Origin of the sequence: Citrobacter sp. wls619 (assembly GCF_005281345.1) — a bacterium.
Taxonomy (GTDB): Bacteria; Pseudomonadota; Gammaproteobacteria; order Enterobacterales; family Enterobacteriaceae; genus Citrobacter.
In genome coordinates, this window is sequence record NZ_SZXJ01000078.1 from 56,168 (window position 1) to 82,463 (window position 26,296).

Consider the following 26,296-nt stretch of genomic DNA (forward strand, 5'->3'; position numbering starts at 1 on the left):
ACATCAACCTGAAAAATTCAGGGGTTCTGATACTGCTCAACCTCAAGCCATTCGCACAGGCCATACGCTTTGCCGTAACTCATAAAGCGCTCGCTAAACAGATAAGGTTCCGCATTCGACGATTCCACAGCACGTATGTCTGCATAATCAGGATGCGTTTCCATGGCCGTGAGCGCCGCCGTAACCTGCTCAGGTTCAAAATGGTATGGCGGCTGCGCCAGCATGGCGACCTTATAGGGGCGAGGATACGTTTGGCAGTCAAAACGTACCGCTTCTGCAATGGCACGGCAGATATCATTTTCCACCACCTGCACACACATTTCGGCGTAGTTTGCCGTCATGGTTTGCGTCGAGTAGAAGTAGGTATCCTCTGAGCCCTGGATACAGGTAATATCTGCGTCGGATGCGTGCTGACGCATCGCGTCCAGCAGCGTAGCCAGGTCACTTTCAGGAACCGAATAAGGTGGCAACAGAAACACGCTGCGTGCCACCAATTGACCTGAAGCAGAATGCTGGCGGATAAAATCCGCCACTATCGACTCCGGGCTGGTAGGTTCCTGAATGAGTGACGCACTCCGGTGTGCGACAGGCTGGTGTAACGCGTGCAGCCACTGTCTCTTTTGGCTATCCACGTCATCACCAGACGCATCCTCTGCAGGGGCCAGGTCGTTACTCACGTACGTCATCTGCGTTCCTTACGCCGGCAACAGATTGTGTGCAGCCAGATCGGCTGCCACATCCTCAAGGCCGAGGCGGTGAAGGGTGTCGCGAGTTGGGCAGCCCAACGCCGGGTCCCAGCCCATTTCCTGATAGAACATCGTAAGCGACTGACGCATATCTTCCCGGTCCATCTTGTCGGTCCCTTCGGTAAAGACCGGGATCTTCGGATCTTTATCGAACACCCAGGAACAGATCAGGTCGTGCTCATTACGCATATCCATGGTTTGCATCAACTTGACGGTATAAGCACGATGCAGGGTAAAAATGCGCTCCGCGGCCAAATCCAGACTAGCCTGCGTTGTTTCATCCCCCGTTACGGCCTGGAAGAATTTCGCTTCCAGATCGAGGTCTCCGCGATAGTTTCGACTCTTCAGTGGCGAAACCGTCATAGGCCAGACCCAGTTGCACAGCGTAACCGCATTGTGCAGACAAACTTTCATCAGCGTCCATTTGGCGTATTTGATTTTGGCGGCATTAATCGGGGTGTAGTTTTTGGTTTCATCGTAGGCATCCTGTGAACCAAACAGTTCGCCCGCCACTTCACGCTGTAGCGCCAGCGGTAAACCAGAGCCGATAAAGTTGATATGGGTGTGCGTCATACAGTCGCGGTTGAACATACAGTTGGTGATCGCCCCCACCTGCGCCGAGGCTTCGTTCGCATGGTGAACAGGGAAACCAAACGGCGACCACAGTTTGTTCTTCGCGTAACCCCAGTACTCTTCGCCTAAATTCCAGCGTTCTGCAATCGCGTAGGAGCCATCTGCCAGGTGGCTGAGTTCACCCACGCGATGCGCCAGTCGATAGTAGAAATCTTTGATAAAGTTCGGATCGCCTGCTTCCAGTTGATCCCAACGGATCTCTGCATACTCTGCCGCAGGTAACACCCGCTTAAAGACGCCTTTGGAGTAGCAGTACGTAAAGTCACGATGCAACTGACCGTAGTTACACCAAATACCATAATCATCGAACAGGTTCAGGCCAACCAGGTTTCCTACGACGCGTCCATCGTCTTTATCGTCGAAATCTTTCGGCCCATTCGGGAAAATAGTGGTATGTACAAAGTTCGCCACGCATGTATTCCCGCCGGTACTCGGCACACCAAAATCTTTCACTCGGGGAACATTGAGTTGCGACATGCAGCGAATTGGACATGAATGGCAGCCACTCATTTTGACGGTGTACTTCTCAGCGGCCGGGCCGAGATCAAACACGGATTTATGGGTACGAAAACCGACCGTATTCTGGTTTCCCGGAGGAATTTCCCCCGTTTCGATTGGCCCTCCTTCCGCAGCGCCCCAGAACAACCCTTTGCGGGCCGTCCAGCGCGAATTCGGTGAAGAGTATTCAGCCCAGGCTTGTGGCGTGCTCGGCACAACATGGTTGTTGTTGGCGCCGATAAGCTCGGTCATCATGTAGTCATTAAGCCGCTTCATCTCTTTGCGATCGGCAATATTGACCCCCTGGGTCCCCTCTACCGCAATGGCCTTCAGGTTTTTCGACCCCATGACTGCGCCAGTGCCGGCCCCGCCGCTGTGGTTACGGCTGTTAATCATGCAGGAAAGCGGAACGAGGTTTTCACCCGCCTGACCAATGGCTGCAACGCACGTTTCCGGGCTGGTGATACGGCAAATTTCTTCGGTAGTTGCGCGCGTACCCTTACCCCATATGAAGTCCGCTTTTTCGATGCTGACCTTATCGTCTTTGATGTTGATCCAGACCGGAGACGGTGATTTCCCTTCGATAATAATGGCGTCGTAGCCCGCGAATTTCATTTGTGCGGCAAAGAAACCGCCCATATGGGCATCGACCACTAAATTGCCTTTGGTAAATGTCGATAATGAGGTGATATTGACGCGAGAACTGCAGGGTGCGCCTGAACCGGTTAGCGGCCCGGTCGCGAAAACCAGCTTATTTCCTTCATCAAAAGGTTTGGTGCCTGGCTGGACTTCGTCGTACATAATTTTATAGCCAAAGCCCATCCCACCGACAAATTTCTTAAATTTACTGGAATCTTCAACGGTGATATTACCCGTGGTGAGATTGACCCGTAAAATATTACCTGTCCAACCATTAGCCATCATGTTTTCCTTTGCAAGAAGGTCCGATAGATATACTCGCCACCTTTCAGGCAGTTCTTTTATTCAAAAACTGCAATTTTCTGGCATTAAATGACGCGTATCAGGCAGCCCTGCTATCCATCAAACAGTAATATCTTTCCACTCGATAATTTTTAATGCCCCAGTCGGACAAGCATTAGCGCATTCCCCGCATAAAACACATTTTGAGGATTTCTTCGTTACGGTATTAACGGTCGCCATCATCCATGGGCAGGCCGTGGTACAGGCACTGCAGCCAATACAGCGTTTATGATCTACGGCAATGCAACCGTCTTCCTGTTTCCAGGTAATTGCGCCAATCGGGCAGACTTTCATGCACTGGGGATCTTTACACTGACGGCAAGTGTCTGCGGTGTAGTTTAAATCGCCGTACAACCCGCCACCGGACCCGACTCCATCATCGCCAAAGAAGTAGTTACGATGAATTTTGATGCGGGAAAAGAAGGTGCCAACAGCGCCATCGTTATAATTAGTACAGGAAATTTCACAGCGATGGCAGCCAGTACAGCGGGCTCGTTGAGTCACCAGCACCCCTTTCGGCGTATTGATAAGTCCGACGGTGCCGCTATCGATATCTTCCTGCTTACAACCCAAAAGGGATAGCAGCGCGGGGGCAATCGTTAATCCTGCCAGACCTTTCCCTGATATACGCAGAAACTCAAGCCGCGTTAAACCACAATCTAAAAATGGACGATCAACCTGGTTCATTTATTTCGCATCCTCTTCGCAAACGCTGTAGTAGCAACAGATCCAGGCTAATTTTAATGAATGCAGATCAGGTCAAATCGGCCATAAATGTTGCCAACAACACGTGAATTTTTGCCCTAACCTGATCGCACAGATGACGGTGGTTAAACTGAATCAATCCATACCCTAAACACGGGTATAATCCTTTAGGGTTAGGCGGATAAATAATGTGGTTATTCCCCCGCTGTAACCTTGATCGTTATCAATTAAAAATCGGAAGGAAAATAATTAATGTGGAGTGATATTTATTATCATTAAGCGAGATTGAAATAACATTTCATATGCATGAAAAATATTTGGGAGTGCAATCACAAATACTGTGTTATATACCACTCGATATATAACAAAATACATAACGAAATTTGTAATTTTAGTGACCGAACTAAATTATATTTATTGGAAGATAACGAAAATGAAAATAAGAGGACGGCAGAATAATTCTACCGCCCTCTTTTATGGATTAACCGGCCAATGCTTTGATCACCGTCTCCATGGCCTGTTTTTCTAACTCACTGCGCTTCACACGCTGATTGGCGAGGGTTGTTCTCAGTACGCCAGCAATGACGATATGCTTAGGCTCTTGCCCCAGATCGCGCATTTCCAGCACTACTTTACCGACTACTCTGCACATCTCGCGGTACAGCTCGTCGTCTTTGGTCTGATTTCCCATATTCACCCGCTCGTCATTAACTCAAACCCACAGCATATATCACTCTGGCGAATTAGACAAAAATCCAATGAAAATCAAATAAATGTCACAATTTTACTGGATCCGCTGAAATCGATTTACCAGCTCGGCAAGGCTTCCGGCCTGCATTTTTTCCATCACCCGCGCCCGATGCACTTCAACCGTGCGAACGGCAATATTCATGGCATCGGCGATTTCCCGATTTATCAATCCCTTTGCAACCAGATTCGCCAGTTCTCGCTCCTTCGGCGTAAGTTGCTGATAGCAAGCAACGATTTCCTGCCGCGAAAAAGCCGCTGCCGAGGCCTGCAGAGCATTTTCCAGCGCAGCCTGTAGCGGCGCGGCTGAAACCGGCTTCTGTAAGAAATCGACGGCTCCGCGCTTCATTTGTTCAACCGCCATGGGCACATCACCATGCCCGGTAAGAAATACCACCGCCAGGGTGCTCTCGCGCTGACGCATTGCTTCATGCACGGCATGGCCATCCAGTACCGGCATGCGCATATCCAGCAGCAATACGCCGACCTGGTGCAGATCGGCCTGAGCCAAAAACGTTTCGCCCTGCTCCCAGCAACGTACCTCATACCCCATACTTTCCAGTAAAAATGCACAGGCCTGAGTCACCGCTATATCGTCATCCAACAGATGAATTATCGCCACAACGCCCTCCTTCCTGTGTTTGCTTAAAATATAATGTCACCACTGCGCCCGCCAGACCGTCAGGCGCAGGGTGATTTTTGATGCTAATGTCGCCATTTGCGTAGCGAACCAGTCGCTGACAAATGGCCAGCCCGAGTCCCATCCCTTCCTTGCGGGTGGTCATAAAGGGCTGGAATGCCTGATATAACTGCGCATCGTCGATCCCCCCGGCGTTATCCTGCACCAGGATGCGCACACCATGCTCCTCACTGCACGCGGAGAACCACACCGTTTTTGCCCCCGCCTGGGCCGCGTTTAGTACCAGATTAGCCAGAACCTGCTCCAGCAAAACGGTCGGCAGTGTAACCGTAAGCGAATTATCGACCTGCGTGTGTAACGCGACCGTCGGGAATTGCTGCGCCATGCGTAGTAACTGCCAGACATGATGGATCGCATCATGAACGTTAATGGGCTCCCAGTCGTCGGTCATCACCGGATTTCCCTGCGCCTGACTGACCCACTGACGTAAATTGCGTAGCGTATCGGCGCCCCGCTGCGCCTGCTCGTCAATCTGTTCCAGGGCGGGTAACAACGGATGCTGCTGATCCTGGCCGCGCAGACGAATCAGACAGCCCTGTGCATAGTGGCGGATAGCCGAAAGCGGCTGGTTAAGTTCATGAGCGAATCCGGACGTCATCTCCCCCAGCACACTCATTTGACGCGCGGTTTCCAGCGCCTGTTCCTGTTTGCGCAACAGCACATTGTTACGCTCAAGCAGTCTTCCGCGTCGGCGGACCAACAGCATGACCCAGATGTAATTGAGCGTCAGCAACAACAGGACGATACCCGCCGCCCCCATGGCCAGACGATGTTGAATAAACCAGCTTTTGACATCCAGCCAGAGTTGGCGCTGCTGTGGGTGCTGACGGACATCGCGCAGCAAGGCTTCTACTTCGCGGGTCGAGGCCGGCGCGCCCCAACGAAAGGCGGCGTTTTGTGGCGCGTTAAACAGTACCCGCGTCACGCGATCGGCGAGTTCATCACTGACCGCGGGCAAGGCAGCAAACGACCAGTCAGGATAGAGCGGCGTGCTGGTTACGCAAGGAATTGACGTTGGATAGGTAATCACGGGCCTAAAGTCCGCTTTGCGGATTAGCCCTTCTTCATCCATTTTTTCCAGCAGACACACGGGCACAATCACCGCCTGAACCGCTTTTTCACGTAATAAATACAGCAAGGCATCGGCAGGAAAGCCGGTAAACGTCAGACGTAAATCACGCTCAGGGCGCAAACCCGCATCGCTAAGTGCTTTGTATCCCAGCAAATAACCGCCAAATGCCTGAGCATCAATGGCACCTACCGTTTTACCAATCAGATCGTGAGCATTCACAATCCCACTGTCACGCCTGACGAGGACAGCACTGCCAATCACGTTGCTGGTTGCCTTTCCGCCACGCGTAGAGCGTAATGATGCCAGCCAGCGAAGCGCTGCATGGCTGTTTAGCTGCACGAATTGCGCAGGATTGGTGACCACAAACTGGACGGTTCCACGGTTAACCGCCTCCTGCATCTGCTGCAGATCCAGCGGTTGAATATGAAACTGTTCACCCGGGATTTGCTGATTTAACAGGGTTTCCAGCGGTTGCCAGTGGGTACGGGTAGAGACCTCACCACGCATCGCCAAAACACCTACATTCCACGAACCTGCCCATGCCACGCTGCCGAGCATCCACACGGAGGCCAATAGCGTCAGACAGCGAAAGACGTTACATCCCACTGAATTATCCCTGTCAATTATGTTGTTTTAGATCAACAACAAGCCGGGTATGTGGTTAACCACAATAGAGTACCCCCATCACGATTTTTACACTGTAAATCATTGAGATTCTTTATTCATCACACGCAAATTAACGGCGTGACCAATGTTTCGTTGTTGCATCGTGACGGGAGAAAATATGGACAGCAGTAAACGGCAGTTTCTCCAGCAACTGGGCATCCTGACCGCTGGCGCATCACTGGTTCCCCTGGCACAGGCCCAGTTTCCCTTTTCGCCTGAACGGCATGAAGGATCGCCTCAGCATCGCTACGGCATGCTGGTCGATCTGCGTCGGTGTATCGGCTGCCAGGCCTGCACCGTGAGTTGCGCGATTGAAAACCAGACGCCGCAAGGTGAGTTTCGTACCAGCGTGAATCAATATCAGGTGCAACTTGAAGGCCAGCAAAGCGTCACCAACGTCCTGCTGCCGCGCCTGTGCAACCATTGTGATAACCCCCCTTGCGTGCCGGTGTGCCCGGTGCAGGCTACCTTCCAGCGCGAAGATGGCATTGTGGTTGTCGACAACACCCGCTGTGTCGGCTGCGCCTACTGTGTGCAGGCCTGCCCATACGATGCACGGTTTATCAACCATGAAACGCAAACCGCTGATAAATGCACTTTTTGCGTTCATCGACTGGAGGCGGGCCTGCTCCCGGCCTGCGTCGAGTCGTGCGTTGGCGGCGCGCGCATCATCGGTGATATCAAAGATCCACACAGCCGGATTTCTCAAATGCTGCAGCAACATCATGACGCCATCAAGGTCCTGAAACCGGAAAGTGGCACCTCGCCGCACGTGTTCTATCTGGGCCTGGATGAGGCCTTTGTGACACCATTAATGGGGCGTGCCCAGCCCGCGCTCTGGCAGGAGGTTTAAATGAACCCGACCCTGATTATCGAAGAGGTTCTGACGCATCCACAGGACGTAAGCTGGTTACCCTGGGCGGTGCAATATTTCTTTTTTATCGGCATTGCCGCCTGCGCGGCACTGTTTGCCTGCGTGCTCCACTGGCGCAAAAAGGAGAGGCCGGAGTTAGAAAACCTCACGCTGCTGATAGCCCTGACCTGCGCGATTACCGCACCGTTGGCACTGACGGCTGATTTACACCAGACGGCACGCGTCTGGCATTTCTATGCCTACCCCACACCGTGGTCATGGATGCCGTGGGGGGCGCTATTTTTACCGCTGTTTACCGGGTTTTTAGGGCTGTGGTTTATCGCACAGCAGGTTAAGCGATTAACCGCAAAAAGTTACAGCGTCACGAAATGGTTGGCCGTGGGCAGTGCGCTGTCGGCGATTGGACTGTTGGTCTATACCGGTCGCGAGGTCTCTATTGTTGAGGCGCGCCCGATCTGGTTCAGCTACGCCTTCCCGGTCGCGATGTTCCTCAGTGCCCTGCAAACGTTCCTTGCCCTGCTTATCGCCACGGTGAAAAACGCAGGGACAACATTACCGCGTCAACTGGCATGGGGACAGATAGTCACGCTGTGCGCGCTGGCTATCGTGGTGGTGATATGGGCAAGTGGCAACACGCTATCGGGGTCGGCAATTCGCCAGTGGCTGGATGTGGCGGCTTCCGCACGGCATTACGCCCTCGGCTGGATTGCACTTTGGGTGACCTCACTGGGTCTTTGCGCCCTGGTGTTACGCCATCCGTTATCACTGCCATTCCGTATTTCGCTGGCAATCAGCGCAATGGCATTGTGCTGGCTGATGCGCTGGACATTACTCATTCAGGTACAGACCGTACCGAAATTTAACGCCCAGTTTAACCCCTATACCCTGCCCGGTGGCACTGATGGCTGGCTGGCTATTCTTGGCACTTTTGGCCTGTGGGTCGCACTGATCATTATGGTTCGTGAAGCCCTGAACGCGATCGCAAGGAGAATGCAACATGGCTAATTTAACTCGTCGTCAGTGGCTTAAAGTCGGTCTTGCCGTCGGGGGCATGGTGACCTTCGGCCTGAGTTATCGGGACGTGGCAAAGCGTGCGATTGATGGTTTGCTTGACGGAACATCAGGAAAAATAACCCGCGACCGTATCTTTGGTAATGCACTCATCCCCGAAGCACATGCCCGGCCGCGCTGGCAACAGAATCCGCAGCAGGTGATCTCCATGACGCAGTGTTTCGGCTGCTGGACGCAATGTGGCGTGCGTGTCCGTGTTGATAACGAACAAGGCAAAGTGTTGCGTATTGCGGGCAACCCGTACCATCCACTATCTCACGAACACCACATTGACTCCTCTGTTCCCTTTGCCGCCGCGATGGAACAACTGGCGGGCGAAACTGGCCTCGATGCCCGCTCCACCGCCTGCGCTCGCGGTGCAACGTTACTTGAAGGCCTGTACAGCCCACTGCGTATTCTGGAGCCAATGAAACGCGTGGGTAAACGTGGAGAAGGCAAATGGCAGCGCATCAGCTTTGAGCAACTGATCAACGAAGTGGTGGAAGGCGGCGATCTGTTCGGCGAAGGCCACGTTGACGGTCTGCGCGCGATCCACGATCCCGATACGCCGATTGATGCCCGACACCCCGGTTTCGGCCCAAAATCCAATCAGCTACTGGTCACCAATACCAGTGATGAAGGACGTGATACATTTTTGCGCCGCTTTGCCCTGAACAGTTTCGGCAGCAAAAACTTCGGTGCACATGGCGCGTACTGTGGTCTGGCCTATCGTGCCGGGTCTGGCGCGTTGATGGGCGATCTGGATAAAAACACCCACGTAAAACCCGACTGGGATAACGTCGAATTTGCGTTGTTTATGGGAACGTCTCCAGCACAATCCGGCAACCCGTTTAAGCGCCAGGCACGGCAACTCGCCAGTGCCCGTTTACGTGATGACTTCCGCTATGTTGTGGTTGCACCAGCCCTCCCCCTAACGACGGTGCTTGCCGACGATCGTGGGCACTGGCAGCCCGTACGCCCAGGGACGGACTCCGCACTGGCGATGGGGATGATCCGCTGGATAATTGAAAAGCAGCGCTATAACGCTGATTACCTGGCTATTCCTGACGTACAGGCCATGAAGCAGGTCGGGGAAAAAAGTTGGACCAACGCTACCCATCTGGTCATAACTGACGAAATTCCAACGCTCGCCGGTCAGCATTTAACGCTGGCGCATTTACGCGCAGACGCCGCCAACGAACCCACCGTCATTAACGAAGCCGGAGAGATCGTCGCCGCCAGCAGTTGCCAACGTGCCCAGCTGTTCATCTCCCGTGAAGTCACGCTGGCCGGGGGGCAAACGGTCACGGTAAAAAGTGGCTTCCAGTGTCTGAAAGAGTCCGCAGAGAAACTGTCCATGGCGCAATACAGCCAGCAGTGTGGCGTTTCTGAGGCAGACATTGGCGCACTGGCCGATGCGTTCACCCGTCACGGACGGAAAGCGGCAGTGATCACCCACGGCGGGATGATGGCGGGTAACGGTTTTTATAATGCCTGGTCGGTAATGATGCTCAATGCGTTGATCGGGAACCTGAGTCTCGAAGGCGGCGTGTTCGTCGGCGGCGGTAAGTTCAACGGTGCAACTGACGGCCCGCGCTACAATATGGACAGTTTTGCCGGGAAGGTGAAACCTAAAGGTCTGAGCATTGCCCGCAGCAAGACAGCCTATGAGTCTTCCGAAGAGTACCGCAACAAAGTCGCTGCCGGGCAATCGCCTTTCCCGGCCAAAGCGCCCTGGTATCCGTTTGTCGCAGGCCAGCTTACCGAATTACTGGTTTCAGCACTGGAGGGTTATCCGTATCCGCTAAAGGCCTGGATCTCCAACATGACCAACCCGTTTTATGGGATTGCGGGCTTACGCGGCGTGGCAGAAGAAAAGCTTAAAGACCCTGCGCGTTTACCGCTGTTTATCGCGATTGATGCGTTCATGAACGAAACAACCGCGCTTGCGGATTATATCGTACCGGACACGCATAACTTCGAAAGCTGGGGATTCAGCGCCCCATGGGCCGGTGTCGCCAGTAAAGCCACCACCGCCCGCTGGCCCGTGGTCAGGCCCGCCACCCGTCAGACCGCTGACGGTCAACCCATCTCGATGGAGGCTTTCTGCATCGCGGTGGCAAAGCGCATTGGTCTCCCCGGCTTTGGCGACAATGCCATTTCCGATCCACAGGGCAACGTGTATCCGCTCAACCGCGCCGAAGATTATTATCTGCGACTTGCCGCCAACATTGCCTTTATGGGCAAAGCGCCGGTGGCAGAGGCACGGGAAGAGGATATCACGCTGACCGGGGTGCAACGAATCTTGCCGGTGATGACCCAAACGTTAAAAGCCGATGAGGTGAGTCGCGTGGCGTTTATCTATTCGCGCGGTGGTCGTTTTGCGCCAGACAACAGTGGTCGGGTCGATAACCGCGTCGGCAATGCGTGGGAAAAACCTCTGCAAATCTGGAATGCGGATGTCGCGGCCCACCGTCATGCAATTACCGGCGAGCGCTACAGCGGCTGTCCGGCCTGGTATCCTTCGCGCCTCTCTGACGGGCGTTCAGTGGAGGAACTATTCCCTGAGCAGGAATGGCCGCTGAAGTTGATTTCATTTAAATCGAATACCATGTCCAGCGCGTCGGCCGTGATCCCCCGGCTGCATCATCTTAAGCCGGTCAATCTGGTGGCGCTCAATCCGCAGGACGGCAAGCGCTATGGTTTATCGCACGGCGATACTGTTCGCATCACGACGCCGGGTGGGCAGGTTGAAGCGCAAATCAGCTTACTGCAGGGCGTAATGCCGGGGGTAATCGCGATTGAGCATGGCTATGGACATAAAGAGATGGGCGCTGCGCAGCATACGCTCGACGGTGAGCCGATGCCGTTTGATAAAAAGATAAAGTCAGGGATCAATATCAACGATCTGGGTTTTGCGGATCCGACACGAAAAGTGGCCAACACCTGGCTGGATTGGGTTTCAGGAGCCGCGGTACGTCAGGGGCTACCCGCAAGGCTTGAGCGAGTGTAACTCGGGTGTCGGATGGCAACGCTAACGCGTTTTATCCGGCCTACAGCACAGCTGTAGGCCGGGTACGGCAAAAGCGGATCAGTTATTAACCGGGATAACCGCGCCTTTATATTTGGTGCGGATCCAGTCCTGGATCTCTTTTGAGTGCAGCACATCAACCAGCGCCACGATATCCTTTTTCTTCTCATCACCGCGATGAACGGTAATGATATTGGCATACGGGTTATTTTCACCGCTTTCTACAGCAATCGGATCTTTCACCGGATCCAGCCCGGCGTCGATGGCGTAGTTGGCGTTAATCACGACCGCATCCCCTTCTTCATTGTTATACATCTGCGGTAACAGCGCCGCTTCAACGTTAGGTAAGAACGTCAGCTTTTTCGGGTTCTCTACGATGTCGCTAATGCGCGCCGTCACTTTATCCACCCCCGGCTTCAGCTTGATCACGCCCTCTTTTTCAAAAATCGACAGAATACGACCTTCTTCAGATACCGCATCACGCATGATCACCTTGCCGCCTTCCGGCAGATCCTTCAGTGACTTCACCTTTTTCGAATAGATACCAATCGGCTCGATATGAATCGCCCCGGCGCTGACGAAATCATAGGATTTGTCGCCAGCATGATCTTTAATCACGCTATTCAGGTACGGGATATGCTGGAAATAGTTGGCATCGATCTCACGACCCGCCAGGGCGGTGTTCGGCAGAATGTAGTCCTGGAATGGTTTAATCTCCAGGTCTATCCCTTGCTTCGCCAGAATCGGCTTGGCCTGCTCAAGGATCTCCGCATGGGGTACGTTTGACGCGCCAACGGTCAGCGTATCAGCCCAGGAAGCAAAGCTCAGGGCACTTAGGGTTGCTGCTGCGAGTAATGTCAGTGATTTTTTCATAATGATGGTTTCCGTATTTTATTAGCGTTTATCTAACAGAGAGGTGATCACATCGCCGCAAAGCTGAATGATGAAGACGATGAGCAGAATCGTGACCGTCGCCACCAGCGTGACGTCGCTGTGGTTGCGCTGGAATCCTTCCAGGTAAGCCAGGTTCCCTAAACCACCGGCACCAATCACCCCCGCCATCGCGCTGTAGCTAACCAGGGCAATCAGCGTCACGGTGATCCCGGACACCAGAGCGGGTGAGGATTCCGGCAGTAAAACCCGAAAAACAAGCGTCGTCAGACGTGCGCCCATCGAGCGCGTCGCTTCAATAACGCCTTTATCTACTTCACGCAGGGCGATTTCGACCAGGCGTGCGTAAAAAGGTGCAGCGCCCACAATCAACGCGGGCAACGCGGCATTCGCACCAAGAATGGTGCCAACGATTGTTTTGGTAAAAGGTATTAACAACACGATCAGAATGATGAACGGGATCGAGCGGAAAATATTGACCACCAGCGAGATCCCGCTATACAAGGCGCGGTTCTGGAATAGTCCACCGCGTGCGGTCAGGAACAGCGCCAGCCCGAGTGCAATCCCAAGGACAAACGTTGCCGCGCCAGAAAGTGCCGTCATATAGAGCGTTTCCTGGGTCGCTGCCAGCAGTTGGTCCCACTTCAGATGGGGAAACAGATCTTCAGGCATGTTGAATCACCTCGCCTTCAATGTCGCTGTGGCGCAGGTCGGCCAGAATATTGCTGAGTTGTTCTTCGGTAGCCACGACGTGCACCCAAAGCTGACCGAACACGCCATGCGCGGTTTGCGTCATCTTGCCGTGCAAAATGTTAAACGGCAGGCCATAGCGCAGGGTTAATTCCCCAACAACCGGCCGGTGAGTGCGCTGCCCGGTAAAAGTTAACTTGATCACGACACCGCCCAGTTCGCTTGCCAATTGCGGATTAAACTCCTCTTCTTCGGTGTATTGGCTCACCTGCCGCACAAACTGTCGGGTAATCGGCTGCTGCGGATGGGTAAAGACAGTAAGTACATCGCCCTCTTCAACCACCCTGCCGTTTTCCATCACCGCGACGCGATCGCAGATTTTGCGCACCACATGCATCTCGTGGGTGATCAACACGATGGTTAAGTTGAAGCGACGGTTAATATCGAGCAGTAACTCCAGAATCTGATCGGTGGTTTGCGGGTCCAGCGCCGAGGTGGCTTCGTCACACAGCAGTACATCAGGAGTATTCGCCAGCGCACGGGCGATCCCTACGCGCTGCTTTTGGCCGCCGCTGAGCTGCGATGGATAGGCATTTTCGCGACCGCTCAGACCGACAAGGTTAATCAGCTCGGCCACCCGCGCCTTAATCGCGGCTTTCGGCGCACCGGCAATTTGCATAGAGAAAGCGATATTTTCACTAACGGTGCGTGACCACAGTAAATTAAAGTGCTGAAACACCATGCTGATTTTCAGCCGTGCCTGACGCAACGATTCCCCGCGGGCGGCGGAAATAGCGTGGCCGTTAATCGTTACGCTGCCGGAGGTCGGTTTTTCCAGACCATTGAGCAAACGTATTAAGGTGCTTTTTCCCGCCCCGCTGTAACCAATAATTCCGTAAATCTGCCCCTGTTCAACCGTCAGGTTGACGTTATCGACAGCGGTAATAGCAAGCCTGCCTGGCGTAAACACTTTCGAAATATTTTTCAGGACAATCATGTCGTTTGGGTATCCGCTGCTGCTTATTGTTATCCTGCTAGTGCTTTTGGCTATTTAGCAGTATGGATGTCCAAACGAGTGTAATCAGCGAGATGATGTTTTAAAATGAATTAAAACGAATTTGATATAACTTTAAGGAATATCCATACCGCAACAAGAGACTCAGCCCGCGGTCACTTTCACATCCGAGTGGGCTGACAGCATGAAAATTTTTCTGAAATATTTACTCACTGACTTACAACTGGCCAAAGCGTGGTTATTTAAAACTGAATCGAGCAAGCCAACACCTTTATAAGGAGCGTTCAAAAATTGCATCACTGAGATATGACAATCATCACAAACTGTAGCCCCGCAAGTGTAAGCATATAAGAACTAAAAAAATGAAATCGTCTTTTTATCCTGCGTGATAATTTGGTTTTGCTTCCGGTTTACAGCATGATCTGTGATTCATTTCACCACATGTCAACATTACTCTAAATACAATTCAACGAAATACACGGAGGCTTTAATGTTTAAAGAAGAAAGGCGCACCACTATTCTTAACTTGTTGATCAAAGATCATAGCGTAAGCGTAAGTAAACTTGCCGTTCTTTTTAATGTTAGCCGGGAGACTATTCGTTCAGATCTTTATTATTTTCAGAAAACAGGAATGCTGGTGCGTTGTTACGGTGGTGGTATTGTTAATCGTCAGGCGTTAAGCAAACTTATTACTGAAAATAAAATAGATATCTCCGGCACTATAGCAACTCCGGCAAACAAAGATATTCGCTTAAACAAAGAAGGGGCTAAAATGTCGGGCAAAGTTTGTATTTTAGGTTCATTTAATATTGACGTATCCGCTACTGTGCCGTGGCTGCCTCAGAGCGGTGAATCTATCCTCGCAAGCCAGTCCGGTTTTTATCCAGGAGGAAAAGGCGCTAACCAGGCTCTGGCCGCAAATAATGCGGGTGCTGATATTCATTTTATTTTTAAAGTTGGCAAAGATCAGTTCAGCACTTTCGCACTCAATCATATTATTCAATCGGGCATCAACTCCTATTGTGCCTATCAAACCGATGATGCCCCCACCGGGAGTGCACTCATTTATGTTTCAGCGGAGGATGGTGATAATATCATCGCCATCTATCCCGGTGCTAATATGTCGCTGAGCAAACAAGAAATTAATGAACAGCAGGGTTATATCTCTGAAGCCGATGTTCTACTGATGCAACTGGAGACAAATATCGATGCTATTGAAGAGTTCGTGCGCCTGGGTAAATTAGAAAACAAAACTATCATTCTTAATCCAGCACCCTATACTAAAAATATCCACCATTTATTATCTTCCATCGATATCCTGACACCTAATGAAACCGAGGCTTCGTTTTTGTCAGGTATTACCATTGCCGATATTGATGATGCAAAAAAAGCAGGAAATATCATTCTGCAGTCAGGTGTTAAGAAGGTCATTATCACTCTTGGCGCGCAAGGATCATTGCTGTGCGAACATCACCGAACGTTGTTTATCCCCGCCTGGAGTGCCGTCGTCAAGGATGCCGCGGGCGCGGGTGACGCATTTAATGGCGCACTGGCCACCTCACTTGCCCGGAAATCAGACCTTGTGTCAGCCATTCAGTATGCCTCTGCCTTTGCTTCACTGGCAGTAGAACAAGAAGGCGCATCGAGCATGCCGCAACATGAGCAGGTACTGCACCGGATGCGCACTCAATCGCATGAAATTGTTAATATCAAATAATAGGATATCAGTATGAAAATTTTATTTATCGGTGAGTCATGGCATATTCATATGATTCATTCTAAGGGATATGACAGCTTCACATCCAGTAAATACGAAGAAGGTGCTGACTATCTCTTATCCTGTCTGCGCCAGCAGAATATTACTATCGACTATATGCCAGCGCATATTGTACAAACCCGTTTTCCGCAAACCGCAGCGGAACTCGACGTATACGACGCGATCGTGATTAGTGATATTGGCAGCAATACCTTTTTGTTGCAAAACAAAACCTTTTATCAGATGAATATCATCCCGAATGCGTTAGCGCTGATTAAAGAATATGTCTCCAATGGCGGCGGTCTGTTAATGATTGGCGGATACCTGTCCTTCACCGGCATTGAAGCTAAAGCGAATTATAAAAACACCTTGCTGGCCGACGTTTTGCCGGTCGAAATGCTGGACTATGACGATCGCGTTGAAATTCCAGAAGGATGCAGCCCAATCAACACTGATGAGCAACATGTCATTACGCAAGATCTGACGCAGTGGCCCCCCTTACTCGGTTATAACAAACTGCACGCCAAAGTAAACGCGACAACGCTGGTCAAAATAAATGACGACCCGCTATTAGTTCTCGGTGAATACAATAAAGGGAAAGTCGGTTGTTTTGCCAGTGATTGTGCGCCGCACTGGGGTAGTCCACAATTTATGCAATGGGAACATTACACGCCATTCTGGTGTAATGTTCTGCAATCAATTAAAAAATAAGCGTCTGTCTGCAGGTGATTATTGAATCACCTGCCCTTTTCTCTCTGTATCGGTTAAAAATATGCAAAGCCACTACAAATATGGTGAAATGTTTTACGATGGCATATTAACCAGCTATCGTATCTACGGCGATCCGGCATCTTCATTAATGCCATTAATTATTTTACACGGCGGCCCATCAGGCGGTTTTGATTATCTTTTAAATTATCACCAGCTGTCTGATGATGGACGCATGGTGGTATTTTACGATCAATATGGCTGCGGTCGTTCCACGCATTTCCCGCTGGCGGAGGCCTCATTCTGGACAATAGAACGCTATCTTCAGCAACTCCAGCAATTAATCTGCCATCTGAATATTGGCCAGCGATATTCATTACTCGGACACTCCTGGGGAGGCATGCTGGCAGCAGAGCATGCCTGCACGCAGCCGGAAGGATTAGGTGGTGTGATATACGCCAGCTCTCCTGCCAGCATCCCACTTTGGCAAAGTGAAGTCCTGCGACTGTTTAAAGAACTCACGGCTGGCGCGGATACAATGCCAGACGATGTCATTATGCAGGCAAAAATCTATCAGCATCCGCCTGAACAGCTTATTGCCTATTACGCCAGGCATGTTTATTCCCTGCAGCAAGAACCGCTGCATATTCAGCGTGCTAATGCGCAATTCGCCGCCGACCCCACGGCTTACCATATTTTGTGGGGCGCCAATGAGCTGGCTGTCAATGGCACGCTGGCGCAGTGGGATATCACCGATTCATTGCACAAGATTCAATGCCCTGGATTAGTCCTTCATGGCGAGCACGATCAGGCGACATCGCAGGTCGTTCAACCGCTTATTACCCATATAACCCACTGTCGGGGCGTCACGATTCCTGACAGCAGCCATAACCCGCATGAAGAAAATACCGGGCCTTGCCTCACTGCGGCTCGTGCGTTTTTACGCGCCCTTGATTAACACGAATTGAGGTATTTACTATGAGTAAAATCAAAAAGTTATCTCTTACAGATTTGGTGTTGTACGGGCTGGTATTTATGGTTCCGATCGCGCCGGTTTCTCTCTATGGTGTGGTATATAATTTATCTCATGGCATGGTCGCGCTGGTGTATATTATTGGCGCTATCGCGATGTTTTTTACCGCCCACAGCTATTCAACATTGTCAAAGCGCATCTCCTCTTCCGGGTCGGCTTATACCTATGCGGGCGTGTGCATCAACCCCGCAGTGGGTTTTCTCACCGGCTGGATTTTGCTGCTGGATTATCTGTTATTCCCTACGCTGGTTGCCGTGCTCGGCGGTGTTGCTGTGCATGCCATACTTCCGCAAATACCGATTTGGGTGTGGCCGTTAATTTATGTAGCCATCGGAACGGGTATAAACTATTTGGGAATACAACAAACAGCTAAATTCGACAAGCTGCTGGTCTTTATTCAACTCGGTATTCTGGCCATTTTTGTGGTGCTGATTTTGCGTCTGCTGATGCTCGATAGCAGCCATGTGTCATTCTCTTTCAAACCCTTTTTTGACTCTCAGTGGTTTACGCCTGGCTTAATTGCTACCGCTATCTCTGTTGCGGCACTCAACTTCCTCGGGTTTGATGCCATCAGTACCTTAAGCGAAGAAAGCGAAGGCGGCGGAAAAGCGGTCAGTAAGGCAACTCTTCTCGCCCTGATCCTGGCCACCGTGCTGTTTATTATTGTGGTGACGTTTGCCGCATTCGCCACCGGCAAAATAGACAGCTTTGCCGACGGTACTGAAACAAACGAAGCCTTCTTCACGATTGCAGGTGATGTTGGCGGTATCTGGCTTAAAGTCGCATTTTCTATCATCGTGGCGTTCGTTTGCGCGGTCGGCAATATCATAACGGCACAAACCGCCGTATCCCGCGTTCTGTTCTCTATGGGGCGCGACAAAATGTTGCCCACATTCCTGGCACACGTACACCATAAAAGAAAAACACCTGACTATGCCATTCTGTTCACCGGGGCTGTGACACTCTTTCTTAGCTACCTGTTTTCCGGGAAAATTGAGTCCATATCCACCCTTGTTAACTTCGGCGCGCTTTTCGCCTTCTTTGTGGTAAACCTGTGTGTCTTTGTGCTCTACAACGTAAAGATGAAAGAACATCGTCGCCTTTTCCCACACGTGATCTCTCCTGTGCTGGGCATGGTCGTCATCGGTTATGTCTGTATGAATATGAACATTCACGCGCTGACGCTGGGGGTCATCTGGTCTGTCATCGGTCTGGCGATTCTGTGGTATCGGAAAGCGCATAAGCAGGACATCAATATCGATCTTGAGGGGCGCAAGCTGCTCGACTAAGTCGTCTGAATACTGAGTTTGCAGCAGGTTATTTTTTCTTGTTGCGCAACACCGCCTGACGTTAGGCGGTGTTTTGTTAACCAACCTGAAACAATTTAATGCAGATTCTTTGTGAAACTGCACAGAACTCTTTTGAAACGCTGTTTCCATTTTCCTTTTTGATAATTTTCAGCGTATAATGCGCGCCAATTGTCTCTTGAATGGTTTCAGCACATTGACCTGTAAAACTCAACGACTACAAAACTCACCATCCCGTTGGGCTGAAACGCAAGCACACATTCCTCTGCACGCTTTATCGATGTCACCTATTCTTAGAGCGAGGCATCACAACTTTCGTAACTCAGGTTTAGCTTTCCATCCGTGCGCGATGGAAGCCAGATTTCCATATCCTTCTCAACTTAAAGACTAAGACTGTCATGAAAAAGACGAAAATTGTTTGCACCATCGGTCCGAAAACCGAATCCGAAGAGATGTTATCCAAAATGCTGGACGCGGGCATGAACGTCATGCGTCTGAACTTCTCCCACGGTGATTACGCAGAACACGGTCAGCGCATCAAGAATTTGCGCAACGTCATGAGCAAAACCGGTAAAAAAGCCGCGATTCTGCTCGATACCAAAGGTCCGGAAATCCGTACCATTAAGCTGGAAGGCGGCAACGACGTTTCTCTGAAAGCGGGCCAGACCTTCACTTTCACTACCGACAAATCTGTTGTAGGTAACAACGAAATCGTTGCGGTTACCTATGAAGGCTTCACGAAAGACCTGTCTGTTGGCAACACCGTACTGGTTGATGATGGCCTGATTGGCATGGAAGTTACCGCTATCGAAGGTAACAAAGTTATCTGTAAAGTGCTGAACAACGGCGATCTGGGCGAAAACAAAGGCGTTAACCTGCCAGGCGTTTCCATTGCCCTGCCAGCACTGGCTGAAAAAGACAAACAGGACCTGATCTTCGGTTGTGAGCAAGGCGTTGACTTCGTTGCGGCCTCCTTTATCCGTAAACGTTCTGACGTCGTTGAAATCCGTGAGCATCTGAAAGCACACGGCGGCGAAAACATCCAGATCATCTCCAAGATTGAAAACCAGGAAGGCCTGAACAACTTCGACGAAATCCTCGAAGCATCCGACGGCATCATGGTTGCTCGTGGCGACATGGGCGTTGAGATCCCGGTTGAAGAAGTTATCTTCGCGCAGAAGATGATCATCGAGAAATGTATCCGTGCACGTAAGGTCGTTATCACTGCGACCCAGATGCTGGATTCCATGATCAAAAACCCACGTCCGACCCGTGCTGAAGCCGGCGACGTGGCGAACGCCATCCTCGACGGCACCGATGCCGTTATGCTGTCAGGTGAATCCGCGAAAGGTAAATACCCGCTGGAAGCGGTGACCATCATGGCCACCATCTGCGAACGTACCGACCGTGTGATGACCAGCCGTCTGGACTTCAATAATGACAGCCGTAAACTGCGCATCACTGAAGCTGTGTGCCGTGGTGCTGTTGAAACTGCAGAAAAACTGGATGCTCCGCTGATCGTCGTGGCAACCCAGGGCGGTAAATCTGCACGTGCTGTGCGTAAATACTTCCCGGATGCCACCATCCTGGCGCTGACCACCAACGAAACTACCGCTCGCCAGCTGGTGCTGAGCAAAGGCGTCGTTGCACAGGTTGTTAAAGAAATCACCTCTACTGATGATTTCTACCGTCTGGGCAAAGAAGTGGCTCTGGAAAGCGGTCTGGCACAGAAAGGTGACGTCGTTGTTATGGTTTCCGGCGCACTGGTTCCGAGCGGCACGACCAATACGGCATCTGTTCACGTGCTGTAATAATTCCATCGCGAATTAATTTGCTTAAAAAGCGCCCTTGCGGCGCTTTTTTATTTTCTTGATAGCCACGATTAATAAAAAATCAAATCGGATTTCACTATCTAATCCGAGATTATCTAAGATGAATCCGATGGAAGCTTTCTGTTTTCTCTCGGGTTTTTGGCTGTTTTTGCACAATTCGATGCTTCTTTGAGCGAACGATCAAAAATAAGTGCATTCCCATCAAAAAAATATTCTCAACATAAAAAACTTTGTGTAATACTTGTAACGCTACATGGAGATTAACTCAATCTAGAGGGTATTAATAATGAATCGTACTAAACTGGTACTGGGCGCGGTAATCCTGGGTTCTACTCTGCTGGCAGGTTGCTCCAGCAACGCTAAAATCGATCAGCTGTCTTCTGACGTTCAGACTCTGAACGCTAAAGTTGACCAGCTGAGCAACGACGTGAACGCAATGCGTTCCGACGTTCAGGCTGCTAAAGATGACGCAGCTCGCGCTAACCAGCGTCTGGACAACGCAGCTACTAAATACCGCAAGTAATAGTATCTGTGTAATAAAAATGGCGCACATTGTGCGCCATTTTTTTTGCCCGTTATTTCCTTCCCTGTTACTGCGTTGTGCGCATCTGCGCATCCTCCCCTGGCGCACCGTTCTGCGCTGACGTCACTTCGGGTCCATTGGCAACAACCGGTGTCTGCCCGGAACTAACGGTCACGGGATACCCCGCACGGCGATACAGCGCTCTCTCAACCAGACTGTTATCGACGGCCTTATTCTCTTTGAACTGATTAAAACCTGCCGGTAATACATAGGGCATGGTCTGAACGTTTTGTTCCTCTTCCGGTGACAACGGCCTGTGCACCTCAACATAGCGCATACCATTTGGCTCAACGGAGTACTTTATCGGCTCGTTGATTACTCTGACAGGCGTACCTGGCCGCACCTGCTCGAACAGCGCTTTGATATCCGGCGCGTTCATACGGATACAACCAGAGCTTACGCGCAGGCCAACACTGTCAGGTGCGCTGGTTCCATGGATCAGGTATTCACCATTTCCATGCGCCAGACGCAATGCAAAGCGTCCTAACGGGTTATTTGGCCCCGCAGGTACTACCGGCGGTAATGTGATGCCGCGCTCCAGAGAGCGCTTACGGATGCCCGGTGTAGGCGTCCAGGTCGGATTGGGTATTTTCTGCCCAATACGGGTTTCCATCACCGGTGTTTCCAGCCCCTGCAAACCAATGCCAATGGGGAAGACCTGAACAATTTTTTCTCCCGGCGGGAAGTAATACAAACGCAGTTCCGCCAGATTCACAATAATGCCTTCGCGTGGCACATCCGGTAGCAATAATTGCGAGGGAATGGTTATCAGGGTTCCAGGCCTGGGTACGGGGGCTATGGTGTTATTTGCTTCAAGGATCAGCATTGCAGCGGTGTCAAAACGCCGGGCTATCGCCTGGAGATTCTTATCGCCTTCCTGCACGGTGTAGGTTTGATTTTGCCCAACAAGACGGCTATTCGCCGCAGGCAACGGATAATCGACCGCCCAAGCGGCCTGTATAGCGCTGTAAGCGCCGATCAGCATTAACGTAATAATAGACGCGCGTTTCATACTCACTCACCCCCCTGGCGTTATTGCCGGATGACGGCAAGCGTCCGATCCGGCCTACGAGTCATTGCGGTGCCTTTCACGGAATCATTCCAGTCAGCCTGAAAGATGACGTGTTTTATCAGTTTAGCTAAGAGTTGCGGCTTTGGAGCGGATCGCCCGTATCATCGCTTCCAGTCCCTGTGAACGTGAAGGTGTGAGATGCTGTGCGAGCGCCATTTTTTCGAACCACGGACGCACATCAAAATTCACAATATCCTGAGCCGTCATCCGGTCATACAAAATGAAGACGACGGCGATAAGTCCTTTCACAATTGCCGCATCACTGTCGCCCTGTAATTCAATAATACCTTCAGCATTCTGCCGCATAACAATCCATACCTGACTTTGACATCCCTGAATGCTATTTTCCGGGCAGCGATCGTCGGCAGTTAATTCCGGCAGCCGCTGACCCAGTTCAATGATGTACAGGTATTTCTCTTCCCAATTAGCGCAACGCAGAAAATTACGCAACAGTTTTTCTTTATCCGGTAGCGCAGCCATAATGCCTCCCTGTTATCCCAGCAAGTGATGAATACGCTTGAGTCCCGTCACCAGGCGATCCACTTCTTCATGGGTGTTATACATGGCAATGGAAGCCCGGCACATCGCGGGAACGTGATAATAAGCCATCAACGGCATCGCGCAGTGATGCCCCGTGCGCACGGCAATTCCATAGTTATCAAGAAAGCTACCGACGTCATACGCGTGATGCTTGCCCAGGTTAAAGGCGATCACGCCTAAACGGTTTTCCGGGCCGTAGAGCGTCAGATTAGGTACCTCCGCCAGTTGCTCCAGCGCATAACGCATCATGAACTGCTCATATTCACTGATTTCAGTAAGCCCCAGCGCGCTAACGTATTCAATGGCCGCTCCCAGACCGATAATCCCTCCGGTGTTCGGCGTTCCGGCTTCAAAACGCCAGGGGGCTTTGGCCCACGTTGTTCCCTGGCTCAGACTGACGGTTGCTATCATCGAGCCACCGCCTTCCCACGGCGGCATTTCCTGCAGCAACGACTCTCTGGCATACAGCACGCCAATGCCGGTGGGTCCATACAGCTTATGTCCGGAGAAAACATAAAAGTCACAATCCAGTGCCTGCACGTCCACCGGGTGATGCATGACCGCCTGCGCGCCGTCTACCAGCACTTTTGCGCCGAACTGATGCGCCAGCTCAATCATCTCCGGCAGCGGGTTTTCCGTGCCCAGGACATTCGATACGTGGGTAATGGCCAGCAGTTGCGTGCGGTCATCAAACAGCGTCGGCAATGTTTCCAGTTGCAACGTCCCATCGGCATTCAGTGGGATAACACGCAGTTCCGCACCTACACGAGCGCACAGCATCTGCCAGGGGACAATATTGGCGTGGTGTTCCATTTCACTGATGATGATGTTATCACCCGCCCGGACATTGCTACTGCCCCAGCTGTTCGCCACCAGGTTGATGCCCTCCGTCGTGCCGCGGACAAACACCAGTTCTTCGGCAGAACGTGCGTTAATAAACAATGACGCCAGCTTGCGTACATTCTCCATTTTTTCCGTCGCCTGGGCACTGAGCGTATGAATACCCCGATGGACTGCCGCATAGCCATGCCGATAAAACTCAGCCTCGGCATCAATCACCTGGTTGGGCTTTTGCGCACTGGCAGCACTGTCGAGATAAGCCAGCGGTAAGCCGTTGACCTCACGCGTCAGGACCGGAAAGTCCGCCCGTACTTTTTCAATGGGAAATGTCATGCTACGCCTCCCGGCAGACGTTGGGCTATCCGCGCCAGTACCTGTTGTTTCAGCGTTTCATCGATCAGGGCTTCCGTCAGCTCAGCGGCAAACGCGTAGAGAATCATCTGTTGGGCATCCTGCTGGCCAATCCCACGCGAACGCAGATAGAACATCTGTTCATCGTCGATCCGCCCTACCGTCGCCCCGTGGCTGCATTTCACGTCATCAGCGTAGATTTCCAGTTGCGGCTTGGTGTCCACTTCTGCCAGTTTACCGAGCAGTAAATTATTGTTCGTCATCTGACCGTCAGTTTTAATGGCATGCTGCGCCACGTTAATCAGGCCATTAAACACCGCCCGGCCTTTATCACTGACAATCGTTTTATGTAACTGGCGGCTGTTGCAATATCCCTTATTGTGTTCAAGCCAGGTTCGGGTATCGCAAACTTCATTTTTCACCGGCATCGCCAGACTGTTAAGGCGCAGCGTGCTGTTCTCCCCATTAAGCTGGGTACTGGTGTTATGGCGTAAAACCGCACCACCGAGTAAGAAGCTGTAACTCATCGCCGTCGCATCTGCCCCTAACTGGATATCGTTATGCGCGAAATGGTGGCTAACCGGATTCTCAAACGCCAGTTTGAGATGGTGCAAATGGGCATTTGCCGCCACGTTCATCGTTAAGCGTGCGCCGGTAAAATGTCGATGCGCATTCAGGCTAACATAGTGCTCAATGACGGTAGCTTCTGCGCCTTCAGCCAGTTCAAGATGGTGGCGATAGTGCGCGGTATTCACTTCATCACCCGCCAGTCCCTGGGTGATGTGCATCAACAGCAGCGGTTTCGCTGGACGTTGATGTCGTTTGACCTGAATGTGCGTGACGCTGCGTGAAAGGCTTTCGGTCAGATGCAGGAACACCTCTGGCTGGATAGCCGCAGGGAGCGCCTGACGCGCATCATCAACGGTAATGTCAAAGCCGCTGCCGTCCATGCTGTCGCTAAGCGCCTCGCAGTACTGACCGTCAACAAACACCAGACGTAGTGCATCAATAGCGCCGCTCAACGCGTCGCACTGTGCTGGCGTTATTGCAGAAAAACGGCTGACAAACTGGCCGTTGGTTAACCCTTCCAGCGGCGTATATTTCCAGTCCTCATGTTTACGCGTCGGCAACCCCAGCCGCAACATCTGTTGCAGGTGTTGTTGCGCATGCTGTGAGCGACGCTCCCCCTGCGCTTCAAACAGATGATGCCACTGCTGGAGCACGTTACTGCTGTTCACTAAGCCAGCCATACCCTTGCTCCTCCAGCTGTTTAACCAACGTAAAATCACCGGACTTCACAATGCGCCCCTGGTAGAGAACGTGGACGTAATCGGGTTTGATATAGTCGAGGATTCGCTGGTAGTGGGTGACAATCACAAACGAACGCTTTCCGTCACGCAATGCGTTCACGCCATCAGCGACGATTTTCAGCGCGTCGATATCCAGACCAGAGTCAGACTCATCAAGAATGCACAGTTGGGGTTCCAGTACCGCCATTTGCAGAATGTCGTTACGTTTTTTCTCCCCACCGGAGAAACCGACGTTTACCGAACGCGTCAGCAGATCTTCCGGCATCTTCAACAACGCAATTTTCTCTTCCATCAGATCCTGGAAGTCAAAGCGGTCCAGCGACTCTTCGCCACGGTAGCTGCGCACCGCATTCAGTGCCGTTTGCAGGAAAAACTGATTGCTGACGCCGGGGATCTCCACCGGATACTGAAATGCCATAAAGATCCCTTCACCGGCCCGGTCTTCCGGTGACAGTTCCAGCAAGTTCTTACCGTTAAACTCAACCGTCCCGCCCGTGACTTCATAATCTTCTCGTCCGGCGAGTGTCGCAGACAACGTGCTTTTCCCGGAACCGTTCGGCCCCATAATGGCGTGTACTTCCCCGGGGCGAATCTCAAGACTCAGCCCACGCAGGATCGCCTTCTCTTCCACACTGACCTGTAAATCTTTAATGCTTAACATGTGC

General features: G+C 51.6%; 24 protein-coding genes. 10 read left to right on the forward strand and 14 right to left on the reverse strand.

Annotated features, from left to right (window positions below; all coding sequences use genetic code 11):
- Positions 1-17: 17 nt before the first annotated feature.
- From FDX19_RS14955 to ttrS, 6 genes are all read right to left on the reverse strand, one after another.
- A complete protein-coding gene (locus tag FDX19_RS14955; protein WP_137383314.1) occupies positions 18-686 on the reverse strand; it encodes a YdhW family putative oxidoreductase system protein in 669 nt (222 codons plus the stop codon).
- A 9-nt stretch (positions 687-695) separates the two neighbouring features.
- Entirely contained in the window at positions 696-2,798 is a 2,103-nt protein-coding gene (locus FDX19_RS14960; RefSeq protein ID WP_137383452.1) for an aldehyde ferredoxin oxidoreductase, read from the reverse strand.
- A 120-nt stretch (positions 2,799-2,918) separates the two neighbouring features.
- Positions 2,919-3,545 carry a ferredoxin-like protein gene (locus FDX19_RS14965; protein ID WP_005122832.1) on the reverse strand — a complete coding sequence of 209 codons (627 nt, stop codon included), beginning with the start codon at positions 3,543-3,545 and terminating at the stop codon, positions 2,919-2,921.
- A 499-nt stretch (positions 3,546-4,044) separates the two neighbouring features.
- A complete protein-coding gene (gene fumD, locus FDX19_RS14970; RefSeq protein ID WP_040233753.1) occupies positions 4,045-4,254 on the reverse strand; it encodes a fumarate hydratase FumD in 210 nt (69 codons plus the stop codon).
- Positions 4,255-4,347: 93 nt separating this feature from the next.
- On the reverse strand, positions 4,348-4,932 hold the full coding sequence (gene ttrR / locus FDX19_RS14975; protein ID WP_137383315.1) for a tetrathionate respiration response regulator TtrR: 585 nt from the start codon (positions 4,930-4,932) through the stop codon (positions 4,348-4,350).
- The gene (ttrS, locus tag FDX19_RS14980) at positions 4,907-6,640 is read right to left on the reverse strand and encodes a tetrathionate respiration histidine kinase TtrS (RefSeq protein ID WP_137383453.1); all 1,734 of its coding nucleotides are present in this window, start codon (positions 6,638-6,640) and stop codon (positions 4,907-4,909) included. Before ttrS ends, ttrR begins: the two co-directional genes overlap by 26 nt.
- A 226-nt stretch (positions 6,641-6,866) precedes the next feature.
- On the opposite strand from ttrS, the gene ttrB reads away from it, so the two are divergent.
- Genes ttrB through ttrA form a run of 3 tightly spaced genes read left to right on the forward strand, consistent with a single transcriptional unit; the run spans position 6,867 to position 11,685 of the window.
- On the forward strand, positions 6,867-7,601 hold the full coding sequence (ttrB, locus tag FDX19_RS14985) for a tetrathionate reductase subunit TtrB (protein WP_368666077.1): 735 nt from the start codon (positions 6,867-6,869) through the stop codon (positions 7,599-7,601).
- On the forward strand, positions 7,602-8,627 hold the full coding sequence (gene ttrC / locus FDX19_RS14990; RefSeq protein ID WP_137383316.1) for a tetrathionate reductase subunit TtrC: 1,026 nt from the start codon (positions 7,602-7,604) through the stop codon (positions 8,625-8,627).
- Complete coding sequence (gene ttrA / locus FDX19_RS14995) at positions 8,620-11,685, forward strand: tetrathionate reductase subunit TtrA (protein ID WP_137383317.1); 3,066 nt, start codon at positions 8,620-8,622, stop codon at positions 11,683-11,685. Before ttrC ends, ttrA begins: the two co-directional genes overlap by 8 nt.
- Before the next feature lie 78 nt (positions 11,686-11,763).
- Here ttrA and FDX19_RS15000 read toward each other — a convergent pair whose 3' ends face one another.
- Genes FDX19_RS15000 through FDX19_RS15010 form a run of 3 tightly spaced genes read right to left on the reverse strand, consistent with a single transcriptional unit; the run spans position 11,764 to position 14,281 of the window.
- Positions 11,764-12,576 (reverse strand): MetQ/NlpA family ABC transporter substrate-binding protein, encoded by an 813-nt coding sequence (locus FDX19_RS15000; RefSeq protein WP_137383318.1) that lies wholly within the window; start codon positions 12,574-12,576, stop codon positions 11,764-11,766.
- Between the two features lie 21 nt (positions 12,577-12,597).
- Positions 12,598-13,266, reverse strand: coding sequence for a methionine ABC transporter permease (locus tag FDX19_RS15005; RefSeq protein ID WP_137383319.1), 669 nt, complete (start codon positions 13,264-13,266; stop codon positions 12,598-12,600).
- Entirely contained in the window at positions 13,259-14,281 is a 1,023-nt protein-coding gene (locus FDX19_RS15010; protein ID WP_137383320.1) for a methionine ABC transporter ATP-binding protein, read from the reverse strand. The genes FDX19_RS15005 and FDX19_RS15010 overlap by 8 nt, the downstream gene beginning before the upstream one ends.
- 508 nt (positions 14,282-14,789) lie before the next feature.
- Here FDX19_RS15010 and FDX19_RS15015 point away from each other — a divergent pair.
- From FDX19_RS15015 to lpp, 7 genes are all read left to right on the forward strand, one after another.
- Positions 14,790-16,016, forward strand: coding sequence for a PfkB family carbohydrate kinase (locus tag FDX19_RS15015; protein ID WP_137383321.1), 1,227 nt, complete (start codon positions 14,790-14,792; stop codon positions 16,014-16,016).
- 12 nt (positions 16,017-16,028) lie between these two features.
- Positions 16,029-16,766, forward strand: a complete 738-nt coding sequence (locus FDX19_RS15020; protein WP_137383322.1) for a glutamine amidotransferase — start codon at positions 16,029-16,031, stop codon at positions 16,764-16,766.
- 61 nt (positions 16,767-16,827) lie between these two features.
- The gene (locus tag FDX19_RS15025) at positions 16,828-17,721 is read left to right on the forward strand and encodes a proline iminopeptidase-family hydrolase (protein WP_137383323.1); all 894 of its coding nucleotides are present in this window, start codon (positions 16,828-16,830) and stop codon (positions 17,719-17,721) included.
- Between the two features lie 20 nt (positions 17,722-17,741).
- A complete protein-coding gene (locus FDX19_RS15030; RefSeq protein ID WP_137383324.1) occupies positions 17,742-19,085 on the forward strand; it encodes an APC family permease in 1,344 nt (447 codons plus the stop codon).
- 214 nt (positions 19,086-19,299) lie between these two features.
- Positions 19,300-19,494: a hypothetical protein gene (locus FDX19_RS25495; RefSeq protein WP_245163452.1), complete on the forward strand. Its 195-nt coding sequence runs from the start codon at positions 19,300-19,302 to the stop codon at positions 19,492-19,494.
- Positions 19,495-19,501: 7 nt separating this feature from the next.
- A complete protein-coding gene (pykF, locus tag FDX19_RS15035) occupies positions 19,502-20,914 on the forward strand; it encodes a pyruvate kinase PykF (protein ID WP_137383325.1) in 1,413 nt (470 codons plus the stop codon).
- Between the two features lie 307 nt (positions 20,915-21,221).
- Positions 21,222-21,458 (forward strand): murein lipoprotein Lpp, encoded by a 237-nt coding sequence (gene lpp, locus FDX19_RS15040; RefSeq protein WP_003029373.1) that lies wholly within the window; start codon positions 21,222-21,224, stop codon positions 21,456-21,458.
- 67 nt (positions 21,459-21,525) lie between these two features.
- Here lpp and FDX19_RS15045 read toward each other — a convergent pair whose 3' ends face one another.
- The 5 genes from FDX19_RS15045 to sufC all read right to left on the reverse strand — a co-directional run bounded on the left by FDX19_RS15045 (position 21,526) and on the right by sufC (position 26,292).
- Positions 21,526-22,530 carry a L,D-transpeptidase family protein gene (locus FDX19_RS15045; protein ID WP_137383455.1) on the reverse strand — a complete coding sequence of 335 codons (1,005 nt, stop codon included), beginning with the start codon at positions 22,528-22,530 and terminating at the stop codon, positions 21,526-21,528.
- 123 nt (positions 22,531-22,653) lie between these two features.
- Complete coding sequence (sufE, locus tag FDX19_RS15050) at positions 22,654-23,070, reverse strand: cysteine desulfuration protein SufE (RefSeq protein WP_137383326.1); 417 nt, start codon at positions 23,068-23,070, stop codon at positions 22,654-22,656.
- A gap of 12 nt (positions 23,071-23,082) precedes the next feature.
- Positions 23,083-24,303, reverse strand: a complete 1,221-nt coding sequence (sufS, locus tag FDX19_RS15055) for a cysteine desulfurase SufS (RefSeq protein WP_137383327.1) — start codon at positions 24,301-24,303, stop codon at positions 23,083-23,085.
- Entirely contained in the window at positions 24,300-25,571 is a 1,272-nt protein-coding gene (gene sufD, locus FDX19_RS15060; RefSeq protein WP_137383328.1) for a Fe-S cluster assembly protein SufD, read from the reverse strand. The genes sufS and sufD overlap by 4 nt, the downstream gene beginning before the upstream one ends.
- Positions 25,546-26,292, reverse strand: coding sequence for a Fe-S cluster assembly ATPase SufC (gene sufC / locus FDX19_RS15065; protein WP_137383329.1), 747 nt, complete (start codon positions 26,290-26,292; stop codon positions 25,546-25,548). Before sufC ends, sufD begins: the two co-directional genes overlap by 26 nt.
- Positions 26,293-26,296 lie beyond the last annotated feature (4 nt).

Coding starts and splice junctions, on each gene's coding strand:
- FDX19_RS14955 (WP_137383314.1), bottom strand. CDS start 686: ATGACGTACGTGAGTAACGACCTGGCCCCTGCAGAGGATGCGTCTGGT.
- FDX19_RS14960 (WP_137383452.1), bottom strand. CDS start 2,798: ATGGCTAATGGTTGGACAGGTAATATTTTACGGGTCAATCTCACCACG.
- FDX19_RS14965 (WP_005122832.1), bottom strand. CDS start 3,545: ATGAACCAGGTTGATCGTCCATTTTTAGATTGTGGTTTAACGCGGCTT.
- fumD (WP_040233753.1), bottom strand. CDS start 4,254: ATGGGAAATCAGACCAAAGACGACGAGCTGTACCGCGAGATGTGCAGA.
- ttrS (WP_137383453.1), bottom strand. CDS start 6,640: ATGCTCGGCAGCGTGGCATGGGCAGGTTCGTGGAATGTAGGTGTTTTG.
- ttrB (WP_368666077.1), top strand. CDS start 6,867: ATGGACAGCAGTAAACGGCAGTTTCTCCAGCAACTGGGCATCCTGACC.
- ttrC (WP_137383316.1), top strand. CDS start 7,602: ATGAACCCGACCCTGATTATCGAAGAGGTTCTGACGCATCCACAGGAC.
- ttrA (WP_137383317.1), top strand. CDS start 8,620: ATGGCTAATTTAACTCGTCGTCAGTGGCTTAAAGTCGGTCTTGCCGTC.
- FDX19_RS15000 (WP_137383318.1), bottom strand. CDS start 12,576: ATGAAAAAATCACTGACATTACTCGCAGCAGCAACCCTAAGTGCCCTG.
- FDX19_RS15005 (WP_137383319.1), bottom strand. CDS start 13,266: ATGCCTGAAGATCTGTTTCCCCATCTGAAGTGGGACCAACTGCTGGCA.
- FDX19_RS15010 (WP_137383320.1), bottom strand. CDS start 14,281: ATGATTGTCCTGAAAAATATTTCGAAAGTGTTTACGCCAGGCAGGCTT.
- FDX19_RS15015 (WP_137383321.1), top strand. CDS start 14,790: ATGTTTAAAGAAGAAAGGCGCACCACTATTCTTAACTTGTTGATCAAA.
- FDX19_RS15020 (WP_137383322.1), top strand. CDS start 16,029: ATGAAAATTTTATTTATCGGTGAGTCATGGCATATTCATATGATTCAT.
- FDX19_RS15025 (WP_137383323.1), top strand. CDS start 16,828: ATGCAAAGCCACTACAAATATGGTGAAATGTTTTACGATGGCATATTA.
- FDX19_RS15030 (WP_137383324.1), top strand. CDS start 17,742: ATGAGTAAAATCAAAAAGTTATCTCTTACAGATTTGGTGTTGTACGGG.
- pykF (WP_137383325.1), top strand. CDS start 19,502: ATGAAAAAGACGAAAATTGTTTGCACCATCGGTCCGAAAACCGAATCC.
- lpp (WP_003029373.1), top strand. CDS start 21,222: ATGAATCGTACTAAACTGGTACTGGGCGCGGTAATCCTGGGTTCTACT.
- FDX19_RS15045 (WP_137383455.1), bottom strand. CDS start 22,530: ATGAAACGCGCGTCTATTATTACGTTAATGCTGATCGGCGCTTACAGC.
- sufE (WP_137383326.1), bottom strand. CDS start 23,070: ATGGCTGCGCTACCGGATAAAGAAAAACTGTTGCGTAATTTTCTGCGT.
- sufS (WP_137383327.1), bottom strand. CDS start 24,303: ATGACATTTCCCATTGAAAAAGTACGGGCGGACTTTCCGGTCCTGACG.
- sufD (WP_137383328.1), bottom strand. CDS start 25,571: ATGGCTGGCTTAGTGAACAGCAGTAACGTGCTCCAGCAGTGGCATCAT.
- sufC (WP_137383329.1), bottom strand. CDS start 26,292: ATGTTAAGCATTAAAGATTTACAGGTCAGTGTGGAAGAGAAGGCGATC.